Source organism: Sphingomonas sp. PL-96 (assembly GCF_020707215.1).
In the GTDB taxonomy this organism is placed as follows: Bacteria; Pseudomonadota; Alphaproteobacteria; order Sphingomonadales; family Sphingomonadaceae; genus Sphingomonas.
Genome location: NZ_JAJFET010000006.1, coordinates 22,700 through 37,575 on the forward strand (window position 1 = coordinate 22,700; position 14,876 = coordinate 37,575).

Annotated in this window: 12 protein-coding genes; 8 read left to right on the top strand and 4 right to left on the bottom strand. The window is 67.2% G+C overall.

The features are described from left to right. Positions 1 to 13: 13 nt before the first annotated feature. Positions 14 to 3,025, bottom strand: a complete 3,012-nt coding sequence (locus LK533_RS11815; RefSeq protein ID WP_229363168.1) for a TonB-dependent receptor domain-containing protein — start codon at positions 3,023 to 3,025, stop codon at positions 14 to 16. Positions 3,026 to 3,241: 216 nt separating this feature from the next. Here LK533_RS11815 and LK533_RS11820 point away from each other — a divergent pair, with 216 nt between their 5' ends. After that, positions 3,242 to 3,757 carry a hypothetical protein gene (locus LK533_RS11820; protein WP_229363170.1) on the top strand — a complete coding sequence of 172 codons (516 nt, stop codon included), beginning with the start codon at positions 3,242 to 3,244 and terminating at the stop codon, positions 3,755 to 3,757. A gap of 149 nt (positions 3,758 to 3,906) precedes the next feature. On the opposite strand, the gene LK533_RS11825 is transcribed toward LK533_RS11820, so the two are convergent. After that, positions 3,907 to 4,905, bottom strand: a complete 999-nt coding sequence (locus tag LK533_RS11825) for an SDR family oxidoreductase (protein WP_229363410.1) — start codon at positions 4,903 to 4,905, stop codon at positions 3,907 to 3,909. Between the two features lie 290 nt (positions 4,906 to 5,195). On the opposite strand from LK533_RS11825, the gene LK533_RS11830 reads away from it, so the two are divergent. The 5 genes from LK533_RS11830 (at position 5,196) to LK533_RS11850 (ending at position 10,767) form a co-directional block, all read left to right on the top strand. After that, positions 5,196 to 7,025 (top strand): glycoside hydrolase family 15 protein, encoded by a 1,830-nt coding sequence (locus tag LK533_RS11830; protein WP_229363172.1) that lies wholly within the window; start codon positions 5,196 to 5,198, stop codon positions 7,023 to 7,025. Between the two features lie 45 nt (positions 7,026 to 7,070). Then, positions 7,071 to 8,186 carry a Gfo/Idh/MocA family protein gene (locus tag LK533_RS11835; protein ID WP_229363174.1) on the top strand — a complete coding sequence of 372 codons (1,116 nt, stop codon included), beginning with the start codon at positions 7,071 to 7,073 and terminating at the stop codon, positions 8,184 to 8,186. Between the two features lie 184 nt (positions 8,187 to 8,370). After that, positions 8,371 to 9,267 (top strand): thymidylate synthase, encoded by an 897-nt coding sequence (thyA, locus tag LK533_RS11840; protein ID WP_229363176.1) that lies wholly within the window; start codon positions 8,371 to 8,373, stop codon positions 9,265 to 9,267. After that, positions 9,264 to 9,755: a dihydrofolate reductase gene (locus LK533_RS11845; RefSeq protein WP_229363178.1), complete on the top strand. Its 492-nt coding sequence runs from the start codon at positions 9,264 to 9,266 to the stop codon at positions 9,753 to 9,755. The genes thyA and LK533_RS11845 overlap by 4 nt, the downstream gene beginning before the upstream one ends. Positions 9,756 to 9,828: 73 nt before the next feature. After that, positions 9,829 to 10,767: a bifunctional riboflavin kinase/FAD synthetase gene (locus LK533_RS11850; protein ID WP_229363179.1), complete on the top strand. Its 939-nt coding sequence runs from the start codon at positions 9,829 to 9,831 to the stop codon at positions 10,765 to 10,767. 113 nt (positions 10,768 to 10,880) lie between these two features. Here the strand turns inward: LK533_RS11850 and hemA are convergent, their stop codons facing one another. Next, on the bottom strand, positions 10,881 to 12,122 hold the full coding sequence (gene hemA, locus LK533_RS11855; RefSeq protein WP_229363180.1) for a 5-aminolevulinate synthase: 1,242 nt from the start codon (positions 12,120 to 12,122) through the stop codon (positions 10,881 to 10,883). A 75-nt stretch (positions 12,123 to 12,197) separates the two neighbouring features. Further along, the gene (gene murI, locus LK533_RS11860; RefSeq protein ID WP_229363181.1) at positions 12,198 to 12,995 is read right to left on the bottom strand and encodes a glutamate racemase; all 798 of its coding nucleotides are present in this window, start codon (positions 12,993 to 12,995) and stop codon (positions 12,198 to 12,200) included. 102 nt (positions 12,996 to 13,097) lie between these two features. On the opposite strand from murI, the gene plsY reads away from it, so the two are divergent. Together plsY and dprA are read left to right on the top strand one after the other, a co-directional pair. After that, a complete protein-coding gene (plsY, locus tag LK533_RS11865) occupies positions 13,098 to 13,706 on the top strand; it encodes a glycerol-3-phosphate 1-O-acyltransferase PlsY (protein WP_229363182.1) in 609 nt (202 codons plus the stop codon). Further along, positions 13,699 to 14,793 carry a DNA-processing protein DprA gene (dprA, locus tag LK533_RS11870; RefSeq protein WP_229363183.1) on the top strand — a complete coding sequence of 365 codons (1,095 nt, stop codon included), beginning with the start codon at positions 13,699 to 13,701 and terminating at the stop codon, positions 14,791 to 14,793. Before plsY ends, dprA begins: the two co-directional genes overlap by 8 nt. Positions 14,794 to 14,876: the final 83 nt, after the last annotated feature.

Consider the following 14,876-nt stretch of genomic DNA (forward strand, 5'->3'; position numbering starts at 1 on the left):
CAGGTCGTACGCGTCAGAAGCGGAAACGCACTGCTGCGTAGAAGTCGCGACCCAGCACGTCATAGACGCCCGGATAGGTGTTCGCCTGCTGCTGATCGCTGCCGATCAGCTGCGGCTCCACATTGCCGATGTTGTTGACGCCGAAGCTGAAGTTGTAGGTGTCGGTCAGGTCGATCGAGAAGGCCAGGTCGACATAGTTCTTGGCCTTGAGCTTCGGCACCGCCAGCTCGGACGCGCTCACGGGATCGCCGTTGACGAGCGAATCCGCCTTGACGCTCGACAGATGGCGCCAGCGCAGGCTGGTCGTCACCGGGCCGTCGATCAGCGACAGGCGCGACGTCCACTTGTACTTCGACTGTGGGTTCCCTTGCGGGTCGCTGCAGTAGTTGACGCCGAAATAGCCCGCGCAGGTGTACGCCTGCTGGCCGACGACAGGCGCGAACTCATACTTCTCCGTCCAGGTGCCCTGGAAGAAGGCGTTGAGCTTGCTCTCCGCCCCGAACAGTCCGAAGCCGAGCGACTGAGTATAGTCGACCGAAAGGTCGACACCCGAGGTCTTCAGGTTCGCCGCATTGGCGTTGACGGCCGTGACGAAGCTCGGATTCTGGATGGTGCCGTCGTCGTTGCGCGAGATCGCCTGGCAGTAGATGCTGTTGACGTCTTGGAAGACGTTATAGCACAGGTTCAGAATGCCGCCGACGCCGCCGCCCAGCGAGGTGATGACGTTGTCCACCTTGATGTTGAAATAGTCGGCGGTCACGTGCAGGCCGGGCAGGAAGCTCGGCGCCAGCACCACACCGGCAGTGTAGGTGTCGGTGACTTCTTCCTGAAGATTCGGATTGCCGCCGAACAGACCTTCGATCTGGGCGTTCGGCTGGAGCGACGTGCCCGTACCGATCGCACTGGCTGGTACGCCGGTGGCGGTGCAGATCGCGACGAGTGCCGCATCGTTCTGTGCCCCTGGGGTCGCGCAAGGATCCGTCGCACCCGGGAAGCCGTTCGACTGGCCACCGAACAGCTCGGACACGTTCGGCGCGCGAACGGCGCGAGAGTACTGCCCGCGGAAGGTGATGTCGCGCACCGGAGCCCATTGCGCACCGCCGGTGTAGGTCCACACGCCGCCGACGCCGCCGAGCGAATAGTCGGAATAGCGGAAAGCACCGTTCAGCTCGAGCTTCTCGGCAAACGGGTGGCCGCCGAGCAGCGGCACGCTGAGCTCGCCAAACACTTCCTTGACGTTGTAGCCGCCCGCCGTCGGATCGCCGCCGTTGAAGCCGACGACGTCGCCAGACGACAGCGCCTGGTCCGGGATAAACTGGCTCTCGACCGAGCGATATTCGCCGCCGAGCGCGAAGCCGACGGCCCCGCCGCCCAGGCCGAAGTCGAACAGCGAGCCCGAGATCGAGGCCTGCGCGACCTGAAGCTCGGAAATGTCCGTGTTCTGCGTGGTGATCGAGATCGCGGAGATCTCCTCGGCCGACAGCATGTTCGGGCCAAAGATGTTTAGGCGGTTCGCCAGCAGCTCCGCCGCGAATGCCGAGCGCGAGATGTTGCCGTACTGGATGTTCGAGTTCCGGGTACGGGCATAGCTGTAATAGGCGTCATACTTGATGTCGCTGGTGATCGCGCCGGTGCTGCCGATCAGCACGCGGAAGGCGTTGCGCTCGTCGAGCGCCTGGCGGGACGACACCGCGTTGGTACGCGACGCGAGGCTGACGCCGACCACGCCCGGGTTGTTGTAGCGGGCGGTACCGCCTGCCGCGACCAAGGCCGCGTCGATCGCTGCTTCCTGTGCGTCAATCGCCGCGATCGATGCGGCATCGGACGCCGACAGGAACGGGTTGTCGACTGCGATGTCGAAGGTGCCGCTGATGGGGCTCGCCGCCAGTTCGTTGGCGACGCGGTTGTTGACGAAGGACAGCTCCATATACGGGTTGAACCACTCGTTCACCTCGTAGTTGGCGTACGCCCCCAGCATCCAGCGCTCCTGCGGAACCTGGAGGTAGTTGTCGGGCGCATAGTTGTAATAATCGTCGGTCGTGAACGGGCGGGAGGTGTTCGCACCGGTGTAATATTGTCCAAGCGTGCCGTTGGAGGACAGCGACCCGGCGCCGCGGGTGAAGTTCGTGCCGCCGGTGCAGGCCGCACCGGTCCCGCCAACGCAGACCGTGCCCGGGTTCACGTAGAAGCGGCCGTTCGGGACGGAGGAGCTGCCAAGCGGCACCAGGCTGGTGCCGCTGTCGCCCAGCGCGACGGCCGAGAAGTCGCGTGCGCCCTGGAAGATCGCCTTGCGCTGGTAATATTCGCCATAGGCGGTGATGTGGCCGCGGCCTTCGTCGAAGTCGGTGCCCATCGCGAGATAAGTATCCCAGCGCTGGCCGTCGCCTTCCTCGGTGATGCTGTACTGGCTGCCAGCTTCGACGCCGTTGATGTCGGTGCGCAGGCGGAAGTTGACCACGCCCGCGATCGCGTCCGACCCGTACACTGCCGAGGCGCCGCCGGTGACGACATCGACGCCGTCGATCAGGAACGCGGGGATCGTGTTAAGATCGACGACCTGCGAGGTATCGTAGAACATGTAGCGGCGGCCGTTGACCAGCACCAGGTTGCGGTTGCTGCCCAGACCGCGCAGGTTCAGCGTCGCGACGCCGCCGCCCGGGTTGTTCGAGAAGCCGGTCGAGCCCGGAATGACCTGCGGCAGCGTGTTGAGCACGCTTTCGACGTTCACGGCGCCCGAAAGCTTGAACTCTTCCTGCGAGACGACGGCCAACGGGCTGTCGGAGGTGAGATCGCGGCGCGCGATGCGCGAGCCCGTGACGACGATCCCGCCCTGGTTCTCATCGACGCTCTGGTTGGGTTCTGCGCTGCCGGTGGGAACGGCGCTTACGCCGACATTCTGGCTGGTAGATGTGCTTTCCTGCGGCGTGTCCTGTGCAAATGCCGGCGCGCCCCAAGCGGCCGCAATCAGGACAAGCGGTGCCACCCCGGCACGCAGTGCCGAGCGACGTTCTTGCATCATCTTCATGAACTTCCCCTTGTTACCCCCGAGCCAAGACGGCCCAAATCTTTCAGGATCATCCACTCTCTTGTTTTATTCTGCCCAGATGATGCACTGCGGTGGAATAGTTGCAAGGCGCCAATCTTCCTGGAACTAAATGGCGCGCCGGTGTCGTAAAAATGCAACGTTCCGATCCGGGGCCGCAAGGGGAGGGGAATCAGTAGGATGCACGATCGACAAAGGATGCTTTTCCAGGTGCTTGCGCTGATCGCGACAGGTGCAAGCGGCGCGGGATTCGGCCAGGCCGCGGCCCAGGATCCGGTGCGGGACCTGCTCGGCTGCCGGTCTGTCGCAGAGGATGCGGCGCGCCTGCAGTGCCTGGATAGGCGGGCAGCCGAACTGGCTCAGCGGCTGGAGCGTGGCGACGTTACCGTCTCGACCCGGGCGGAAGTCGCACAGGTACAAGCCGCACAATTCGGCCGCAGCGCGCCGGCTACGATCCATTCCGAACCGGCGCGCCAACCGGCAACGGAGCCTCCCAGGAGCATCGACACGACGATCCGCAGCGCTTCCCGTACGGCCGATGGCAAGTGGGTGATGATCCTGGCGGACGGGGCCCGGTGGCAGCAGATCGACGGGCGCACGCTGTCCCAGGATCCCCGCGCCGGGATGCGACTCGCCATCCGCCGCGCGGCGATGGGCAGTTTCCTCGCCAACGTCGCCGGACAGACTGCGATTCGCGTGCGGCGCCTCGACTAATTGGTGTGGCAGCAGGGTGTTGCGGTCAAAGCACGGCCGCGACACCCGGCAGGCGATGCTGCACCGCACACGGCCAGCAGGCACCAGCCACTCAATCGGGCGAGCGAGGACGGGCGGCAGCGATGCCGCCCGTCCCGCGCCCCATGCACTCAGGGATTGCCGCTGCCGCCGTGGGCGCCAACAGCAGTGCCGGACGAATAGCTCGCCTCATCCGATGCCAGGGCGACGTAGAGCGATGCGAGTTCGGCCGGCTGGCCGGCGCGCCCATAAGGGGTGTCTTGGCCGAACTCGCCCATCTTGCCCGGTAGCTGGCCGCCAGCGACCTGCAGCGGCGTCCAGATCGGGCCGGGCGCCACGGCGTTCACGCGGATGCCCTTCTTGGCCAGCTGCTTGGCCATGCCCTTGGTCAGGTTGAGGATCGCCGCCTTGGTGCTGGCATAGTCGATCAATTCCTCGCCGGGGTCGTAGCTGTTGACCGAAATGGTGTTGAGGATGACCGCGCCCGGCGGCAGGGACGGGATCGCCGCCTTGCTGAAGCGGAACACGTGGAAGACATTGGTTTCATAGGTACGGACGAACTGCTCGTCCGTGATCTCCAGAATGTCGGCCTTGCTCTGCTGATAGGCGGCGTTGTTCACCAGGATGTCGAGCCCGCCCAGGCCGGCGATCGCCTTGCGCACGGTATCCTCGCAGGCCTTTTGCGTGCGGATGTCGGCGGGCAGCAGCACCGCCTTGCGGCCCGCCTGCTCGATGAGCTGCTTCACCTCGCGCGCATCGGGTTCTTCGGTGGGATAATAGTTGATCGCCACGTCTGCGCCCTCGCGCGCATAGGCGATGGCCGCCGCACGGCCGATGCCGCTGTCTCCGCCAGTGATGAGCGCGCGCCGCCCCGCAAGCTTGCCCGATCCGCGATAACTGGTTTCGCCATGATCCGGGCGCGGGTTCATCTTGCTGGCGAGGGCGGGCCAGGGCTGCCGCTGCTCCGGAAACGGCTCGCGACGGTATTTGGTGCGCGGGTCGCGCAGCACAGGCCCGGTTCCGCCAGCTGCCGACTGGGTCCCCTGCGCCGCCGCGGGAGCGGCGGCCGCCGCAAGTCCCGCTGCCGCGCCGGTCAGAACCGCACGCCGCGATGCCTCATAGTCGTTCATCATGTTGCTCCTGTTGATCCTGCCGCCAACGAGTGAGCGCGCGTTTCTGTTCGTGGGCGCCGATGCGACGCCGCGTTTTCTCCGAAAGGATCTGTTTTCGCATTGCGCGCAAGGCACCGTTTCCAAAAACGACGGGATCCTTGACGCATCTCGACCGGTTGTTCGGGTTCGCAGCCAGAAAACGGGAGTTCGCGCGTGCAACGTCACCCTGCCGATCCATGCCTCACGCGGGCAGCAAGCCTTGGATGGGACGGCGTCCGGCATACGCAACTGGCCGGCTCCACGCTGGGATGACCGGCGTTCTCAAACGATTGACATCGCAGCACAATCAAGCTTCGCAACCCGGCACACGGCGCGACGGCTATCTTGCGCTGCAGGATTATGCCGCGCTTGGCGAGGGACGTTCGGTGGCGCTTTCGGGCGCCGACGGGTCGATCGACTGGTGGTGCGTGCCCAACATGGACTCGCCGCCGCTGTTCGACCGGCTGCTGGACGCCGAGGAAGGGGGGCATTTCTCGCTGGTTCCCGACGCGCCGTTCACGTCGGAACGCGCGTACCGGGAAGGCAGCAACGTCCTGGAGACGATCTTCACGACGGCCGGCGGCCGCGCCAGGATCACGGAATCGATGAACAGCGGTCCTGCCGGGCGGCTTCCCTGGGCGGAACTCGCACGACGGATCGAGGGGCTGGACGGCACCGTGCGGCTCCGCATGACGATGCGGCCCGGACGGCGTGGCGATACCGTCAGCCCCTATCACGCGACCATCGGCAAGCAGACCGTCTTTCATGTCGAACGGGTGCTGGGGCTGCTGCTCCACAGCGATGGGGTAAGGTCGAGCTGGGCGGACGAGGGCGTGACCGGGCATGTCTCGGTCAGTGCGGGCGATCGCGAGGTGGTGGCGATCGTCGCTGGCCGTGACGAACCGCTGGTGGTGCCGGGGATCGACGAGATCGATGCCCGCATCGACATCTCGGACGCGGAATGGCGCGTCTGGGCGGACAGCGTGCGCTACGATGGTCCCGACCGCAGCGCCTTTGTGCGGTCCGGCCTTGCGCTCAAGCTGCTGCTCTTTTCACCCTCCGGCGCGATCGCGGCGGCAGCGACGACCTCGCTTCCGGAGCGGATCGGGGGCACCAAGAATTTCGACTATCGCTTCGCCTGGATCCGCGATGCCGGGTACACGATCAAGGCGTTCCTCGCCGCGGGTGCGGAAGCCGAGGCCAAGGCCGCGTTCACCTGGCTGCTCGACCGGCTCGCCAACCAGGGCACAGCCGTGTTCTACACGCTGGGCGGCGAGGAAGTCCCGCAGGCGCGCGAGTGGAAGATGCCGGGCTACCGCGGCTCGACGCCGGTGGTCACGGGCAACATCGCGACCGAGCAGCTGCAGCACGGCGTCTATGGCGACATCTTCGAGACCGCAGCCCGGTTCGTGGACAGTGGCAACATCCTCGACAGTGCCAGCGCGCAGCTGCTGTCGGAACTGGCCGACGAATGCGCCGATCGCTGGCGGACGCCGGATGCGGGCATCTGGGAACTGCCGGACCCCCAGCATTTTACGATGTCGAAGATCAGCTGCTGGCAGGCGCTTGCCCGGGCGGTCGAGCTTGCCGACCAGGGGCAGCTGCCGACGACCTGCCGCGACCGCTGGCGCCGCGAGCGGGACCGGATCGCGGAATGGATCGACGCGAACTGCTGGTCGGAGAAGCGGCAGGCGTTTGTCCTGCACCCCGGCAGCGACAGCCTCGATGCGTCGCTTGCGCTGGCGGTACGGTTCGGGTTCGACGGGCGCGAGCGGCTGGCCAAGACGCTGGATGCGATCGACCGGGAACTCGGCGCCGGACCCTTTCACTACCGCTACAGCGGGATGGAGCAGGAAGAGGGCTGCTTCCTGGCCTGCTCCTTCTGGATCGTCGAGGCGCGTGCGCTGTTGGGCGATTGCGAGGGCGCGCGGGCGCGGATGACCGCGCTGACCGAGGCGCTGGCGGGGCATGTCGGCATTTTTCCCGAAATGATCGACCCGGCAACGGGCGCGTTCCTGGGCAACCTGCCGCAGGGCCTGTCGCATCTCGCCCATGTCATGGCGATGTCGGTGCTGAACGAGGAAATGCCTGCGGTGTGACGTTGGCAGCAAACAAGACAAGCAACGCAAAAACAGGAGAACACCATGTTCGGGCACAAGAAGAAGATTCGCTATGCCGTGGTGGCGGGCGGCCAGATCTCGCAGCAGGCGTTCATGCCGGGCATCGGCCGCACGGACAATTCGGAACTCGCCGCGCTGGTAACGGGCGATCCGGTCAAGGCGGAGCAGCTCGCCGGCGCCTACAAGATCAAGGCGTGGTCCTATGAGGAGTATGACACGCTGCTCAAGTCGGGCGAGATCGACGCGGTCTATATCGCCACGCCCAATTTCCGGCACACCCCCTTTGCGGTCGCAGCACTGGAAGCCGGCATCCACGTGCTGCTGGAAAAGCCGATGGCGTCCAGCGTCGAAGAGGCGGAGCAGATCCTTGCTGCCCAGAAGCGCGGTGGTGCCAAGCTGATGGTCGCATACCGGCTGCACCATGAACCGGGCACCGTGGAAATGGTCACGCGTGCGCGCAACGGCGACTTTGGCGAGCTGCGTGCCTTTTCCTCCGTCTTTGCGCAGAATGTCGCAGAGGAGAATTCGCGCGGGCACAATGGCTATTGGGGCGGGCCGGTACCGGACATGGGCACCTATCCGCTGAACGCCGTGCGCAACCTGTTCGGGGAGGAGCCGATCTCGGTCCAGGCGGTCGGGACCAAGACGGCGGGCCGCGGCTTCAACTTCCATGACACGGTGGCAGTGACGCTGCGCTTCCCCAAGGAGCGTGTCGCGCAGTTCACCGTCAGCTATGCGACCGCGTCCGCCGAGAATTTCACATTGGTCGGCACGGAGGCGACCATCCACGCCTCGCCCTGCTTCATGTTCGGGCCGAAGGTCGGCATCTCCTATACCGAGACGACCGAGGCGGGGAGCAAGACCCACAGCTTCGATCCAGTCGAGCAGTTCGGGAACGAGACGCAGTATTTCTCGGACTGCATCCTCAACGACCGCGAGCCAGAGGCCAATGGCGAAGAGGGCTTGATGGACATGCGCGTGCTGGCTGCGGTCGAGAAGTCGCTGGAGAGCGGAGAAGCGGTTGTGTTGCCGGCCGCCCAGCGATCCGGTCAGATCCAGCCGGACCAGGCGCTGAAGCTGAAGCCCGCCAAGGAGCCGAGCGAAGACGAACTGATCAGCGTCATCCCGCAGTCTGCCTGATCCGCCCGGGCGCAGGTGGACGAGGGTTCGCCTGCGCCAAAGGGCACAAGAGAGGGCGGCGAAGTGCTCGCGCGCGCTTGATCCAACCGGCCGATCCGGCAAGGACGTTCTCGCGAACGGCGGACCTGCCGACGTTCGGGACCGAACAATCGCGCGATTGCGCATCGCGCCAGGGGCCGTGACCATGCAGCATCCGGAACATCAGTATCTCGACCTTCTCTCGCAGGTGCTGGAGCGGGGCGACGAGCGACTGGACAGAACCGGCGTCGGCACGCGGTCGATCTTCGGCGCGATGGTCCGGTTCGACCTGTCGCAGGGCGAGGCGCCGATCCTGACGACCAAGCGCGTCTATTGGAAAACGGCCGTTAAGGAGATGCTGTGGTTCCTGACGGGCGGCACCAACATCCAGCCGCTGCTGCGGGAGAATGTGCGGATCTGGACCGACTGGCCGCTTGCCGCCTACCGCCGCGAGACCGGCGAGGCGGTCTCGCAGGAAGCATTCGAGCAACGCATCCTTGAGGACGACGACTTCGCCGCACGCTGGGGTGAGCTGGGGCCGGTGTACGGGAAGCAGTGGCGGCGTTGGCTCGGGGCGGATGGTCGCGAACATGACCAGATCGGCGAGCTGGTCTGGACGCTTCGGGAAAATCCCGCGAGCCGGAGGATGCTGTTCCACGGCTGGAATGTCGGGGAGCTGGGCGGCATGGCATTGCCGCCGTGTCACATGGTCTATCAATATCATGTAACCTCTGACGGACGGCTGAACTGCCTGTTGTTCCAGCGATCGGTCGACCTGCTGCTGGGGGCGGCGTTCAACTTTGTCGGCGCAACCGCGCTTCAGCTGATGCTCGCCCAGCAGGCCGGGCTGCAACCCGGCGAGCTCATCTGGGTCGGCGGGGATGTGCATCTGTACCTGAACCATCTGGAGCAGGCGCGCGCGCAGCTGCTGCGGGAGCCGCGCCCTTTCCCCAGGATGCGCCTGCTGCGGAAGCCGGAGAGCATCGACGATTACCGGATCGAGGATTTCGAGGTGCAGGACTATGCACCGCACGGTGCGATCAAGGCTGAGGTGGCGGTTTGACCCCGAGTGCTGACAAGGCCACGATCGTCTTCCACCTGGCGCGCGCCGACAATGGCGTGATCGGGCGCGATGGCCAGCTGCCCTGGCACCTGCCCGCCGATCTCCGCCGCTTCAAGGCCGGAACCATGGGCAAGCCGATGGTCATGGGAAGGAAGACGTTCGAGAGCTTCCCGAGCCCTTTGCCGGGGCGGCGGCACATCGTGCTGACGCGGGACCCGAGCTGGTCGGCGGCCGGCGCGGAGGTGGCGCGCGATCCGGAAGCGGCGCTGGCGCTGGCGGGTGCGGGTGAGGTCGCGGTGATCGGCGGCGCGGAGGTGTTCGCGCTGTTCCTGCCCCATGCCGATCGGATCGAGCTGACCGAGGTACATGCGGCTCCCGAGGGGGATGCGGTGGTCCCGGCGTTCGAAGGCTGGCGCGAAGCAGCGCGCGAGGATTTTGCGGAAGAGGGCGGGCGGCCGGCGTACAGCTTTGTAACCCTGGTGCGGTAAGAGGGCACGAGTGCGCCGCCTGACGCGCACGCACGGTTTGCCTGCGCGCCGCCTTTCCCTATAGCGCGGAGCCATGGAGCGGCTGGACGGCAGCTCGGCGGTCCCTGCAGGGTTGCGGGGCGGGATCGTCGCGCTCGGCAATTTCGACGGATTTCACCTCGGGCACCAGGCGGTGGTGCGCCAGGCGGTGACGCGTGCCCGTGCCGAGGGGCGGCCGGCGATCGTCGCCACGTTCGATCCGCATCCGATCCGCCATTTCCGCCCGGATGCCGCACCGTTTCGGCTGACGACGCTCGACCAGCGCGAGCGGCTGTTCGCGCAGGCAGGCGCAGATGCGATGCTGGTGTTCGGCTTCGACGCCGCGCTCGCCAGCCTGTCGGCGGTCGCCTTTATCGAGCAGCGGCTGCGTGGGCTGGCCGGGATCGGTGGGGTGGTGACGGGCGCCGACTTCACCTTTGGCAAGGGACGCGACGGTAATGTCGCGGTGCTGGCGGCCCTGGGGGACGCGCAGGGCTTTTCGGTCGATACGGTGGGCGCGGTCGAGGATGCGGGCGGCACCGTGTCGTCGAGCCGGATCCGGGCGCTCCTTCAAGAGGGGCGGCCGGCTGAGGCGGCGGCGCTGTTGACGCGGCCGTTCGCGATCGAGGGCGTGGTGGCGCCGGGTGCGAAGCTCGGGCGCGAGCTCGGGTTCCCGACCGCCAATCTGACGCTGGGTACGTACCTGCGGCCGGCCTATGGCATCTATGCGGTGCGCGGGCAGCTGGCGGACGGGCGCGTGCTCGATGGGGTCGCCAACCTGGGTATCCGGCCGATGATCGAGCCGCCGCTCGAACTTCTGGAGCCTCATTTCTTCGACTTCTCCGGCGACCTGTACGGGCAGCGGATCGAAGTCGCCTTGATCGACTATCTGCGGCCGGAGTGGCGATTCGACGGGCTGGAGGCGCTGAAGGCGCAGATCGCGCGCGATTGCGACGATGCTCGGGCGGTGTTGACGGGGAAGGTGCGCACGTAGCGCGAGCCGTGCTCCTGCGCAGGCAGGAGTCTGAATTGACCCGCGTCGCCCCTTGTTGCCCAGCGCTCCTGCCGGCGCAGAAGCGCGATCAAGGTGCGTCCGGTCGAGCGCCCTCAGGCGGCGCGGCGCATTTCCAGGCGGCCCCAGATTTCGACCAACGCGTCGGTGAGCTCGCGCATCATGATCTCGTCATGGGCGGGGCCGGGAGTGAAGCGCAGCCGCTCGGTGCCACGGGGTACCGTCGGGAAGTTGATCGGCTGCACGTAGACGCCGTATTCGGCGAGCAGGATATCGCTGACGCGCTTGGCCTTTACCGGATCGCCGACCATCAAGGGCACGATGTGGGTGGTCGAGTCCATCACTGGCAGCCCGGCATCGCGGAACATCGCCTTGAGCTTCGCCGCGGCAGCCTGCTGGCCCTCACGCTCGGCCGAGGATGCCTTGAGGTGGCGCACGCTCGCCAGCGCACCGGCGACCAGCACCGGCGAGAGCGAGGTGGTGAAGATGAAGCCGGGCGCATAGCTGCGGATCACGTCGATGATCGTGCGATCGGCCGCGATGTAACCGCCCATCACCCCGAACGCCTTCCCAAGCGTGCCTTCGATGATGTTGAGGCGATCGGCCACGCCATCACGCTCGGAAATGCCGCCACCGCGTGCGCCGTACATGCCGACGGCATGGACTTCGTCGAGATAGGTGAGGGCGTTGTACTTGTCGGCCAGGTCGCAGATCGCCGCGATCGGGGCGATGTCGGCGTCCATCGAATAGACGCTTTCGAACGCGATCAGCTTGGGCGCCTGCGGATCCGCCTCGGCGAGCAGCTCCTCGAGATGGGCGACGTCGTTGTGGCGGAAGACGCGCTTCTCGCAGCCCGAATTGCGGATGCCCGCGATCATCGAGGCGTGGTTGAGCTCGTCGGAAAAGATGATGCAGCCCGGCAGCACCTTGGCGAGCGTCGCGAGCGTCGCTTCGTTGGAGACATAGCCGCTGGTGAACAGCAGCGCGCCTTCCTTGCCGTGGAGGTCGGCGAGCTCGCTCTCGAGATCGATGTGGTAGTGGGTGTTGCCGCCGATGTTGCGGGTGCCGCCCGAGCCGGCACCGACGTCGTGCAGCGCCTCTTCCATGGCGGCGATGACGGCCGGGTGCTGCCCCATCGCCAGATAGTCGTTGGAGCACCAGACCGTGATCGGCTTGGGCCCGTTATGCCCGGCGAAGCAGCGCGCGTTGGGGAACATGCCCTTGTTGCGCAGGATGTCGATGAAGACGCGGTAGCGCCCCTCGGCATGGAGCCTGTCGATCGCCTGGTTGAAGACGCGGCTGTAATCGACCGCGCGAACGGTTTCGTCGCTGGACATGGAGGCTGACATAACGGCGGAGCCCTTGTTTTTCCACTGGGAAAGCCGGCCGGCTGCCCCGAAACGGGCGTGGAATCACAGCGTTTTGATCTGAGTCAGTCCAAAGCGTGCCAAGGCGGCGCGCAACGACTCGGTCTCTGCGTCCGTGCCCGTGAACACCGCTACGCCAGGGGGCGGCGAATCGGGCCATTCGGCATCGCCAAGCAGATGCGCGGTGCGGCGGGCGATGCCTTCGCCGCCGTCCACGAAGCGGATCGGACGGCCGGCGGCGGCCTCCAGTCGGTCGGACACCAGCGGGAAATGGGTGCAGGCGTTGACGATCACGTCGATGCGGCCGCCGTCGGGCTGGTCGAGCAGCCCGGCGAGCACCGCGCGATAGGCGTGGTCGTCGGTCTCTTCGCCACGCAGGCGAGCCTCGGCAAGCGCCACCAGCGCAGCCGAGCCGTGGCGCAGCACGCGGCAGTCGGCGGCGAAGCGAGTGGCGAGGTCGTCGACATAGGGCTGGCGCACCGTCGCCTCCGTCCCGAGCACGCCGATGACGCGCGTGCGGCTCCACTCGGCCGCAGGCTTGATCGCGGGAACGGTGCCGACCACCGGCAGGTCGAGGGCCGCGCGCACGGCCGGCAGCGCGATGGTGGAGGCGGTGTTGCAGGCGATCACGATCAACCGCGGGTGGTAGCGCTCCGCGAGCCGCCCGAGCAGTGCCGGCACGCGCGCAGCAATTTCCGCCTCGCTGCGGGTGCCATAGGGATAGCCGGCCGAATCGGCAGCGTAGACGATCGGGGCCTGCGGCAGCAGTCGCCGCGTCGGCGCGAGCACCGACAAACCGCCCACGCCGGAATCGAAGAACAGGATCGGGCGAGCGTCGGCCATGCAGGGGTCCCTTGCGCGGGCACCGTTCCCGCTTTGATCGAGGTTGTTGCACCCCGATACCGAATTGCTTAGCCTATGAGCAACTGGGGGTCTGAACCAACTTTGCCGACCGATTTCTCCTCGGCGTCGACGATCGGCGCACTGCTGCTCGGGTACCTGCTGGGCGCGATCCCGTTCGGGCTGCTGCTCGCGCGGTGGTTCGGCGCGGGCGACCTGCGCGCGATCGGTTCGGGCAATATCGGCGCGACCAACGTGCTGCGGACCGGACGCAAGGGGCTGGCGGCGGCGACGCTGCTGCTGGATGCGGCCAAGGGCGCCGTGGCCGTTCTGATCGCGGAATGGTGGTTCCCCGGCCATGGCGTGATTGCGGGAGCGGCTGCGTTCCTGGGCCATTGCTATCCGGTGTGGCTGCGCTTTCGCGGCGGCAAGGGCGTGGCGACGATGATGGGGGTCGTGCTGGCGCTGCACTGGCCGAGCGCGCTGGTGTTCGCGGCGGTGTGGCTGGGGCTGCTCGCGCTGCTGCGCATCTCGTCGGTGGCGGGGATCACGGCGTGCATCTCCGCGCCGGTGAGTGCGGCCTGGTTCGGGCGGTTCGACCTGGTGCTGATGCTTCTGGCACTGGCGGCGATCGCGGTGTGGAAGCATCGTGAGAATCTGGGGCGGCTGCTCGACGGCACCGAGCCCCGTATCGGCAGCCGCAAGGGTGGCTGACGCCGACCCGCGGATCGATCGGCTCCGGCTGATCCGTTCCGCGAATGTCGGCCCCGTCAGCTATCGCCAGCTGGTCGCGCGCTTCGGCAGCGCCACCGCTGCACTGGCCGCACTGCCGCAACTGGCCGCACGGGGCGGCGGACGAGCGCCGGTCATTGCCCCCGAGGATGGCGTGCGGCGCGAGATCGCGCGCACCGAGCGGCTGGGTGCGCGCTACCTGTTCCTGGACGATGCCGACTATCCGCCGCTGCTGGCCGAGATCGAGAATGCGCCGCCGGCGCTGATCCTGCGCGGGAGCGAGGCGCTGGTGGCCCGGTCGTGCGTCGCAATGGTGGGCGCGCGCAATGCCTCTGCCGCCGCCTGCCGCTTCGCGCGCCAGCTGGCGGAGGCGCTGGCGGGAGAGGGGATCACCGTGGTTTCCGGCCTGGCGCGCGGGATCGACACGGCGGCGCATACGGGGGCGCTTTCCGGCGGCACGGTGGGGGTGATCGCGAGCGGGATCGACATCGCCTTTCCGCCGGAGAACGCCGCCTTGCAGGAGGCCGTCGCAGAGCGCGGCCTGCTGGTGGCGGAGCAGCCGCCCGGGACCGAGCCGCGCGCGCGGCACTTTCCGTATCGCAACCGGATCATCGCGGGACTGTCGCTGGGCACCGTGGTCGTGGAGGCGGCGCCGAAGTCCGGTTCGCTGATTACCGCGCGGCTGGCGGCGGAGGCCGGGCGCGAGGTGATGGCGGTGCCAGGGAGCCCGCTCGACCCGCGGGCGCAGGGGTGCAATCTGCTGATCCGAGAGGGGGCTACGCTGATCCAGTCGGCGGCCGACGTGGCGGAGATGCTGCGGCCGATCGATCCGCGCAGCGTGCGGTCGCCGGGCGTTCGTTTCGCGACCGAGCCGGTGGCCGGGGACGCGGGCGAGGCGGAGCGGCGCGCAGTGGTGCGGTTGCTGAGCCCGGTGCCGGTGCCGGTGGACGAACTGGTGCGGCAATCCAGCCTGCCGCCGGCGGTGGTGCAGACGGTGCTCTTGGAGCTGGAGCTTGCCGGGCGGCTGGAGCGGCACGCGGGGGCACGAGTGAGTCTGCACAGCGCTTGAAGGGGTTGGGGTAGGTCGGGCAGCTTCGGCAGCCTGGGCTCCCGCCTGCGCGTGGCCTTGCACAGGCCACGCGAACGCTCCTC

Bases quoted from the DNA above. Each gene is read 5' to 3' on its own strand.
- thyA (WP_229363176.1), top strand. From the start codon at position 8,371: ATGCAGCATCCGGAACATCAGTATCTCGACCTTCTCTCGCAGGTGCTG.
- murI (WP_229363181.1), bottom strand. From the start codon at position 12,995: ATGGCCGACGCTCGCCCGATCCTGTTCTTCGATTCCGGCGTGGGCGGT.
- hemA (WP_229363180.1), bottom strand. From the start codon at position 12,122: ATGTCCAGCGACGAAACCGTTCGCGCGGTCGATTACAGCCGCGTCTTC.
- LK533_RS11830 (WP_229363172.1), top strand. From the start codon at position 5,196: ATGACCGGCGTTCTCAAACGATTGACATCGCAGCACAATCAAGCTTCG.
- LK533_RS11825 (WP_229363410.1), bottom strand. From the start codon at position 4,905: ATGAACGACTATGAGGCATCGCGGCGTGCGGTTCTGACCGGCGCGGCA.
- LK533_RS11815 (WP_229363168.1), bottom strand. From the start codon at position 3,025: ATGAAGATGATGCAAGAACGTCGCTCGGCACTGCGTGCCGGGGTGGCA.
- LK533_RS11820 (WP_229363170.1), top strand. From the start codon at position 3,242: ATGCTTTTCCAGGTGCTTGCGCTGATCGCGACAGGTGCAAGCGGCGCG.
- LK533_RS11850 (WP_229363179.1), top strand. From the start codon at position 9,829: ATGGAGCGGCTGGACGGCAGCTCGGCGGTCCCTGCAGGGTTGCGGGGC.
- LK533_RS11835 (WP_229363174.1), top strand. From the start codon at position 7,071: ATGTTCGGGCACAAGAAGAAGATTCGCTATGCCGTGGTGGCGGGCGGC.